The 8,004-nt window shown below is 73.2% G+C and carries 7 protein-coding genes; 2 read left to right on the top strand and 5 right to left on the bottom strand.

Annotation, left to right across the window (positions count from 1 at the left end; translation table 11 throughout):
- Window positions 1-24: 24 nt before the first annotated feature.
- The gene (locus tag ACFRMQ_RS34695) at window positions 25-1,242 is read right to left on the bottom strand and encodes a trypsin-like serine peptidase (RefSeq protein ID WP_380734769.1); all 1,218 of its coding nucleotides are present in this window, start codon (window positions 1,240-1,242) and stop codon (window positions 25-27) included.
- 554 nt (window positions 1,243-1,796) lie between these two features.
- On the opposite strand from ACFRMQ_RS34695, the gene ACFRMQ_RS34690 reads away from it, so the two are divergent.
- On the top strand, window positions 1,797-3,410 hold the full coding sequence (locus tag ACFRMQ_RS34690) for an ABC-F family ATP-binding cassette domain-containing protein (protein WP_380734768.1): 1,614 nt from the start codon (window positions 1,797-1,799) through the stop codon (window positions 3,408-3,410).
- Window positions 3,411-3,431: 21 nt separating this feature from the next.
- Here the strand turns inward: ACFRMQ_RS34690 and ACFRMQ_RS34685 are convergent, their stop codons facing one another.
- Window positions 3,432-4,943, bottom strand: coding sequence for a S41 family peptidase (locus tag ACFRMQ_RS34685; protein ID WP_380734767.1), 1,512 nt, complete (start codon window positions 4,941-4,943; stop codon window positions 3,432-3,434).
- A 242-nt stretch (window positions 4,944-5,185) separates the two neighbouring features.
- On the opposite strand from ACFRMQ_RS34685, the gene ACFRMQ_RS34680 reads away from it, so the two are divergent.
- Complete coding sequence (locus ACFRMQ_RS34680) at window positions 5,186-5,398, top strand: hypothetical protein (protein ID WP_380734766.1); 213 nt, start codon at window positions 5,186-5,188, stop codon at window positions 5,396-5,398.
- Between the two features lie 79 nt (window positions 5,399-5,477).
- On the opposite strand, the gene ACFRMQ_RS34675 is transcribed toward ACFRMQ_RS34680, so the two are convergent.
- The 3 genes from ACFRMQ_RS34675 to ACFRMQ_RS34665 form a co-directional block, all read right to left on the bottom strand.
- Window positions 5,478-6,128, bottom strand: a complete 651-nt coding sequence (locus ACFRMQ_RS34675; protein ID WP_380734765.1) for a Pr6Pr family membrane protein — start codon at window positions 6,126-6,128, stop codon at window positions 5,478-5,480.
- Between the two features lie 230 nt (window positions 6,129-6,358).
- A complete protein-coding gene (locus tag ACFRMQ_RS34670) occupies window positions 6,359-7,018 on the bottom strand; it encodes a response regulator (RefSeq protein ID WP_380734770.1) in 660 nt (219 codons plus the stop codon).
- 125 nt (window positions 7,019-7,143) lie between these two features.
- Window positions 7,144-8,004: sensor histidine kinase (locus ACFRMQ_RS34665; RefSeq protein ID WP_380734764.1), on the bottom strand; the 861-nt coding region annotated here is incomplete at its 5' end.

Genomic DNA, 8,004 nt, shown 5'->3' with positions numbered 1-8,004 from the left:
GCCCCCGGATCACCGCTCAGCGGATCACTTGGCCTTCTTCGAGAAGTAGTCGAACATGTGCTGGGCCACGTCCTCCAGGTACGGACCGGCCTCGTAGGTGTTCCCGGCGTTGCCGATGGAGGTGTCGCTGACCAGGGCCGGCTTGCCGTCCTTGGTGGCGTACCAGCCGCCGCCGCTGCTGCCGCCCGTCATGTTGCAGCCGATCAGCAGCATCGCCGGGCGGTTCGGGTCGCCGGTCTTCCTGGACGGCTTGCCGCCGTCGCAGTGCTCCAGCTCGACGCCGTCGAAGGGCTTGCCCTCCGGGAAGCCGTAGTTGCTGACGGTGCCGACCTGGTCGCGCGGGGCGTTGAACCAGAGCGGGACGGAGCCGCCGACGGTCTCCTCCAGCGACTTGCCGCCCGGGTTGGGGTTGGCGACCTTGATGACGCCGAAGTCGTACTGGCTCCACGGGCCGCCCTTCTCGGGGTCGGCCTCGGCGGTCCACTGCGGTGAGACCATGCCCGAGGTGGCGGTCCACTCGCCGTACGGCTCGGCGTCCTCCAGCTTGGCCTGCCGGTTGCCGTTGCTCAGCACGCCGTTGCTGTTGAAGGCCGGGGCGAAGGTGATGTCGGTGTAGTACTTGTTGCCCTTGCCGCCGTGCAGGCAGTGGCTGGCGGTCCACACCAGGTTGCTCTTGCCCGGGTTGGCCGGGTCGGAGACGACGGTGCCGGAGCAGACGTAGTCCTCGCCGCCGTCCTTGAAGAAGATCTTGCCGTTGACGTGCGTGTTCTTCGGGAACGGGTGCGCCACGGGCTTGGCCGGGACCACGGCGGGCAACTGGTCCGGACCGCCCGGCTGGGCCGGGGTGGGCTGTGTGGTCGCGGGCGCACCGGTGGCCGGCGCGGCGCCGGTGGGCTGCGCGGGCGGCTGGGACGCGTCCGGCGAGGGCTGCGGCAGCGGCTTCGGCTTGGCCTCCAGCAGCTTCTGGAGCGTCCAGTAGCCCTTGACCGCCGGGGTGATCACGTTGGCCTGGGCCCACTTGTCCCAGTCGTCGAGCTTCCAGGTCTTCAGCTCTTCGAGCGTCGGAAGCTTGATCGGCGCCGCGCCCGGCTTGCCGGTGGCACCGGCGGTGGCGCCGACGGTGGGAGCCGCGGTCGCGGGCGGGTCGACGTTGTCCGGGCCGCAGCCGGTGGCGACCACCATGGTCAGCGCGGCGACGGAAGCGCCCAGGACGGCACGGCTCGGCCGGGATATCGGTGACATGCGTTCAAATCCCCCTGTTGACTACCGCCATGCGGCCCGGTCCCCGGGTGCGGCCCCACTCGGCCGCCGGCATGGCAGGTGAGGAGTCTGCCATGGGGCGGGGACACTCCCGCCATCCGGATCCGACCGGGACGGGGCCGTCACCGGATCGGTACCGGATCGGCACGGGGCCCGCCCGGTGCCACCGGATCGGCACCGGCACCGGCACCGGCACTGGGTCGGCGCCGACGCCGGGCCCCGCGCCACGGCCGCGGGCGGGATGCCGGCCGCCCGGTAATTCGGTTGCGGGTGTCGCGCCGGGTGCCTAGCGTGGTCCGGGTCATCAGCCAGACAAGGAGAAGGCCGTTGCTCTACTGAGGTCCCGGGACACCGCCCCCGCCGCGCAGGCACTGCTGCCGTCGCGCGGTGCGCGAGTGTGCGACCTCAGTCACGGCCCGTGGCGCTCCTCCGCGTGACGCCACCTCTTCGTCTCCTCCGGCCGTCCCCGGTTCCGCACCCGCGGTGTCTCCCCGTGTTGCTCACCACCCCTTCGGCAACCACCCCGGGAGGCCTGTATGGCACACCACCCCACCACCACCGCCGTCCTCTGCTCCGAGCTCTCGTTCGAGTGGCCCGACGGCAAGCCCGTCCTGGACGGCTTCCACCTCGCAGTCGGCCCCGGCCGCACCGGCCTGATCGGGCTCAACGGCGCGGGCAAGTCCACCCTGATGCGGCTGATCGCCGGGGACCTCACCCCCACCGGCGGCACCGTCAAGGTCGCGGGCGAACTCGGCTACCTGCCACAGGGCCTGACCCTCGACACCACCCTCAGGGTGGACGAGGCGCTCGGCATCCGCGCCGCCCGCGAGGCCCTGCACGCCATCGAGTCCGGCGACACCCGCCGGCACCACTTCGACGCGGTCGGCGACGACTGGGACGTCGAGGAGCGCGCCCGCGCCACCCTCGACCGGCTCGGCCTGCACCGCCTCGGCCTGGACCGCACCACCGGCGAACTCTCCGGCGGCGAGGCGGTGTTGCTCCGGCTGGCCGCGCTGCTGATGGCCCGCCCGGACGTCCTGCTGCTCGACGAGCCCACCAACAACCTCGACCGGGCCGCCCGCGAGCGGCTCTACGAGACGGTGGCCGGCTGGAACGGCGTGCTGGTGATCGTCAGCCACGACCGCGAGCTGCTCCGGCACGTCGACCAGATCGCCGACCTGCGGGACGGCGAAGTCACCTGGTACGGCGGCAACTTCGACGACTACGAACGCACCCTCACGGCCCAGCAGGAGACGGCCGAGCGGCTGCTGCGCAACGCCGAGGCCGATGTCCAGCGCCAGAAGCGGGACTTGGTCGACGCCCGCAGCCGGCTGGAGCGCAGCGCCGCGTACGGCAAGAAACGCTCGGTCACCCGCAACGACCCGCACATCTTCGCCGGCATGCTCAAGCGCAAGGGCCAGGAGACGGCCGGCCGACTCCAGGGCATGCACACCGAGCGGCTGGAGGAGGCCAAGGCGCGGCTCACCGCCGCCGAGGAAGCGGTCCGGGACGACGCCGAGATCCGGATCGACCTGCCGCGCACCGCCGTCCCGGCCGGCCGCACCGTGCTCACCCTGGACAAGGTGCGGCTGCCCCACGGCACCATCGCCGACCTCGACCTGCGCGGGCCCGAACGGATCGCCCTGGTCGGCCGCAACGGCGCCGGCAAGACCACCCTGCTGCGCACCATCGCGGGCGAACTCGCCCCACTGGAAGGAGAGGTGATCACCCCGGTGCCGCTGCGGCACCTCCCGCAGCGGCTCGACCTGCTGGACGACGCGCGCTCGGTGGCGGAGAACGTCAAGCTGTTCGCCCCCGCCGCCGGGGACAACGCGGTCCGCGCCCGGCTCGCCCGCTTCCTGTTCCGCGGCGCCCGGGCCGACCAGCCCGCCGCCACCCTCTCCGGCGGCGAGCGGTTCCGTGCGACGCTGGCGGCCCTGCTGCTGGCCGACCCGCCGCCGCAGCTGCTGCTGCTCGACGAGCCGACCAACAACCTGGACCTCGCCAGTGTCCGCCAGCTCACCCAGGCGCTGGCCGCGTACCGGGGCGCGCTCATCGTGGCCAGCCACGACGTGCCGTTCCTGCGCGGCCTCGGCCTCACCCGGTGGCTGGAGCTGGACGGCGAACTGCGGGCGGTGGAGCCGATGTAGTGGCCAGGGGAGGGGCTTCGGCTACGGCCGCCGGTCCTGGTGGCCTTGGTGGCCCTGGTGACCCTGCTCGTCCTGGTCGCCCTGTGCGTCCTCGGTGAGCATCCGGCGGGCCGTGCTCAGGGCGGAGTCCTTGAGCGCGGCCAGCTCGTCGGGCGTGAACACCGGGGTGCGGACGTCCGGCGGGATGCCGGGGCCGTCGAAGGTGCTGCCGTCCCGGGTGAGGTACTTCTCGTTCGGCAGCCCGACCATCAAGTCCGGCGAGAGCGCCTTGATCATCACGTCGGAGTAGACGCCCTGGGTGTTCTCGCCGACCCGGAGCACGTGCGGGGAGCGGCCCATCATGGCCTGGGTGAAGGTCTCCGCCGCGCTGGTCGAGATCGAGGAGGTGAGCACCGCCACCGGACCGTCGAAGCGCGCGCCCGCCGAGGGGCGCACGGTGATCGGCTCGGGCCGGGTGAACTTCGTCGGGTCGGCCGGGTCGTCGCGCGCGACCTTCCGGTAGGCGACGTAGGGGTGGTCGGTGAGCCGGGCGGCGATGTGCAGCCCGAGCGCGTCCGAGCCGCCGCCGTTCAGCCGCACGTCGACGACCAGGCCGGCGAGGTGGTCCGGGTCGGCCAGCACGGCGTCCAGCGCCCGGTCCAGTTCGTCGAGCTGGTTCTGGTGGCCGCCCTCGGCGTACCTGCCGAAGCTGCTCACCCGGAGGTAGCCGATGCCGTCGGGGAGCCGGCCCACGCCGAGCCGGCCGTTGGCGAAGAGCTGCTCCGGGCCGGTGAGCTGGGCGGCCGAGGCCTGTCGCGCCCGGGCGGTCAGCTCCTCGGTCTCCTCCGTCGTCCCGGGCCGCTGCCCGCTGAAGACCGGCCTCGCGTGCCCGCCGATCACCCGGGCCAGTGCGGTGTGGGCGTCGCCGAGCGGGCGGAGCATGTCCACGAAGACGGCCTGGAGCTGGTCGACGGTCGTCGCCGGGGTGATCGTGGGCCGCTTCTCGTCCCGGACGGCGTGCCAGTCGACGCCCTTGGCGGCGAAGAAGGGGTAGTTCTCCTCGAAGTTCTCCCAGAACCGGTCGAACACCGCCAGCGGGTCGTTCGGAGCCGGCTCGGCGCACAGCGGCGGCAGCGCGGCCAGACGGTCGAGCGACTTGCTGCCGGCCCCGCCCTCCTCGCGCTCCACGACCCGGTCGCGGCCCTTGGGGGTGAGGGTCAGGGCGTTGTCGCCCACCGCGTAGCGGATGGTGCCGTCCGGGCCGGGAGGGCCGGACCGCGTCGCGGTGATCCAGCCTGGCACGCAGCTGTGCGCCGTCACGTCGTACGTGGTGAGCCGGTCTCCGGAGACCACGATCAGGGCCCCGTAGCCGTCCATCCGCCAGACCCCCTCCAGCGGATTCGCCCGTCCCCCCTGGGCCGTTCCCTGGGTCGAGCCCTGGGTCGTGTCTGGGGCCGCGCCCTGGGCCGCGCCCGCCCCCGGTGCCGCCAGCCCCGCCGCCGTCGCGAGCGCCACCGCCGTGGCCGCCGCCCTGCCCATGTTCCTGCGTGTCATCTCCGGCCTCCGCCGAAACCCCGGTCTCCCCCGCGGAACCCCTCCGCCACCGCTCCCTTCCGACGCTAGGGCCGGCCGCGCCGCCCTGGCGTCATCCGCCGTGCCGCGTCCGCTTCCTCCTCCGGGCCCATGCGGGCCCGGCGGAACCATCCCCGGGCGTGTCGACATCGGGCCGTTTCGGTGCGGGTGGAAATGCATCCGCCGCGTCCCCAACTCCCGTGCGCTCCAGTACCATCGGCGCTATGCCTGCGCTCAACATCGAGTACACCGAGCACGAGCTCGCCGCGATCCGCGAAGCCGCCGCCGCGGACGGCAAGACCGTGAAGGCGTACGTCCACGACCTCAGCGTGCGGGAACAGCGGCGGCGGGTCTTCGCGGACCACGCGGTGGCGTTCTGGAAGTCGCACCGGGCCGAGTTCGACGCCGCTTTCCCCGAGGACGCACCCGCCGCGTGAGCGGTGCGGGCAGGGCGCGGTGAAGGGCGGGGGCAGCGGCGCGATGCGGCCGACCGCCGTACGGTCGGCCGCCTGGGTGCTACGCCTTCGCTGCCGGTCGCAGCCTGTCCGCCATCCGCGTCCCGAGCCGGTCCAGCCCGACGACGAACGCGGCGAGCACCACGAACTCGACGGTCAGCAGGGCGATCTGGCCCCAGACGTAGCCGTAACCCTTGGTGGTCGGGTCGAAGAAGAAGTAGGGGTAGGGCATCGGGTAGTCGTCGAACAGCGCGTTGCGGGTGAGCACGATCGCCGCGTAGCCGAGCGGGAAGGCCAGCCAGAGCGGTATGTCCTTCCAGGCCGAGGCGTTGCGTGGCTTGAACACCAGCCAGTCGACGATCACCATCACCGGCGTCACGTAGTGGAGGAAGAACGACGACCAGTGCGCCAGCTTGTCCGGACCGCTGACCAGCCCGGGCAGCGGGTTGGCGCCGTGTTCGAGCAGGATGTGCGAGACCAGCCCGGTGATCAGGATGTACAGCGTGGCCGCGCCGCGCAGCCGGGGCGCGGGCGCGTCCACGGTGTCGCGCTTGGTCATCCAGTACACGGCGCCGACGAAGTAGCCGAGCACGATCACATTGCTCTGCACGGTGAAGTACACCAACGGGGCGGTCCCGAGGCTCAGGCCGAGGCCTGCCGAGAGCACGATGCCCATGCGCCACCACAGCGCGGGTCGGGTCCGGACTGTCATGCGGCCACCAGTTCGTTTCAGGCGATACGGGAGGTATCGGGCGTCAGGGGGGAAGGCTGCACTCTACTCGCCGGTGCCGATCGGACGGAACCCGCGTTCGACGGTCGCGGCTGGTCACGGCCGGTCGAGTCCCCCGACGGGCCCGGAGGGGTGTGCTGAACGGACCCCCGGACGGGTGCCGCGAGTGGATGCCCCGAGTGAATGCCCTGAGCGGATGCCCTGAACGGATGTCAGCCCGGCAGCACGAAGCCCGACTCGTACGCGGCGATGACGGCCTGAGTGCGGTCCCGTGCACCCAACTTGGCCAGCACACTGCCGACATGGGTCTTCACGGTCTCCTGGCTCACCACCAGCTGCCGCGCGATCTCGCCGTTGTTGAGCCCGGTGGCCATCAGCCGCAGCACCTGCCCCTCCCGCTCGGTCAGCCGCCCGATCGGCCCCCTGTCCGCCGCCCCGGCCTCCCCGCGCCGGTCCGCGCCGTGGCGCAGCGCGAGTTCGCGGACGGCCGCCGGGAAGAGCAGCGAGTCCCCGCGCGCGACCAGCCGTACCGCCTGGAGCATCTCCTCCGCCCGGGCCCGTTTCAGCAGGAACCCGGTGGCGCCCGCGCGCAGCGCGTCGTACACGTGGTCGTCGTGCTCGAAGGTGGTGACCACCAGGATGCGCGGCGGTGGGGTCATCCCGTTGACCAGCGTCTCGGTGGCCCGGATGCCGTCGATGCCGGGCATCCGGACGTCCATCAGCACCACGTCCGGGCGCAGTTCGCGCACCAGCGGGACGACCTCGGCGCCGTTGCCGGCCTCGCCGACCACGGTGAGGTCCGGTTCGTTGTCGATCACCACCCGGAGGCCGAGGCGGACCAGCCGCTCGTCGTCCGCGATCACCACCCGGATGCGGCCCACGTCCTCGTGGTTCGCGTCCTCGTGGTTCGCGCTCTCCTGGCCCGTGCCCTCCCGGCCTGTGCCCCCTCGACCGGAGCCCCCTCGGCCCAAGCCCTCGTGGTTCGCGTCTTCGTGGTTCACGTCGTCCCTCCCACCGGCAGCCAGACGGCCAGCCGCCACGTCGTCCCGTCCTCGCTCGGCCCCACCGCGCTACCGCCGCGCAGGGCCGCCGCCCGCTCCCCGATGCCGCGCAGCCCGCGCCCGCCGCCGGGGCGGCTCGGGCGGGCGGTGCCCAGCGGGTTGGTCAGTTCGATCTCGATCCGGCCGTCGGCCAGCGCGACCCGCAGCCCGGCCGGGGCCGGTCCGGCGTGGCGCAGCACGTTGGTCAGCCCCTCCTGCACGATCCGGTACGCCTCGCGGGAGACCGCCGCGGGCAGCCCGGCCAGACCGGGGGCCAGCTCGGCGTCCACCGTCACCCCGGCGCGGCCGAGCTGGCGCAGCAGGTCGTCCAGCCCGGCGAGGGTGGGCCCGGCCGGCGCCGCCGCCTCCGGTTCCTCCTCGCGCAACAGCCCGATCACGGCGTCCAGTTCGGCGACGGCCGCCCGGGCGGTCTCCTCGATCGCCGCGAGCGCCTCGGCGGCGAAGTCGGGGTTGCTGCGCAGGACCCGGGAGGCGGCCGAGGCCTGGATGCCGACCGCGCTGAGCGCGTGCCCGACCGAGTCGTGCAGTTCGCGGGCCAGCCGGTTGCGCTGGGCGAGTACGGTGGCCCGGCGCTCGGCGGCGGCCACCCGCTCCTCCGGGGTCGGGCCGAGCAGGGCGGGCGCCCAGCGGGCGAGCAGCGCGCCACAGACGGCATTGGTGGCGACGATCAGCAGCAGGACGGCGAGGCCGAAGACGGGGCCGTTGGTCAGCCAGCCGACGCCGTGCCGTTCCCCCATCCCGACGAACTCGTCGGACCCCTCGAAACCGCAGATCAGTACCACCGCGAAGGGCGCCCC

Origin of the sequence: Kitasatospora sp. NPDC056783 (assembly GCF_042789895.1) — a bacterium.
Taxonomy (GTDB): domain Bacteria; phylum Actinomycetota; class Actinomycetes; order Streptomycetales; family Streptomycetaceae; genus Kitasatospora.
This window is presented reverse-complemented; position numbering and strand designations above follow the sequence as displayed.

What these genes read in the sequence shown, in the direction of transcription:
- ACFRMQ_RS34695 (WP_380734769.1), bottom strand. Translation starts at nt 1,242, where the DNA reads ATGTCACCGATATCCCGGCCGAGCCGTGCCGTCCTGGGCGCTTCCGTC.
- ACFRMQ_RS34690 (WP_380734768.1), top strand. Translation starts at nt 1,797, where the DNA reads ATGGCACACCACCCCACCACCACCGCCGTCCTCTGCTCCGAGCTCTCG.
- ACFRMQ_RS34685 (WP_380734767.1), bottom strand. Translation starts at nt 4,943, where the DNA reads ATGACACGCAGGAACATGGGCAGGGCGGCGGCCACGGCGGTGGCGCTC.
- ACFRMQ_RS34680 (WP_380734766.1), top strand. Translation starts at nt 5,186, where the DNA reads ATGCCTGCGCTCAACATCGAGTACACCGAGCACGAGCTCGCCGCGATC.
- ACFRMQ_RS34675 (WP_380734765.1), bottom strand. Translation starts at nt 6,128, where the DNA reads ATGACAGTCCGGACCCGACCCGCGCTGTGGTGGCGCATGGGCATCGTG.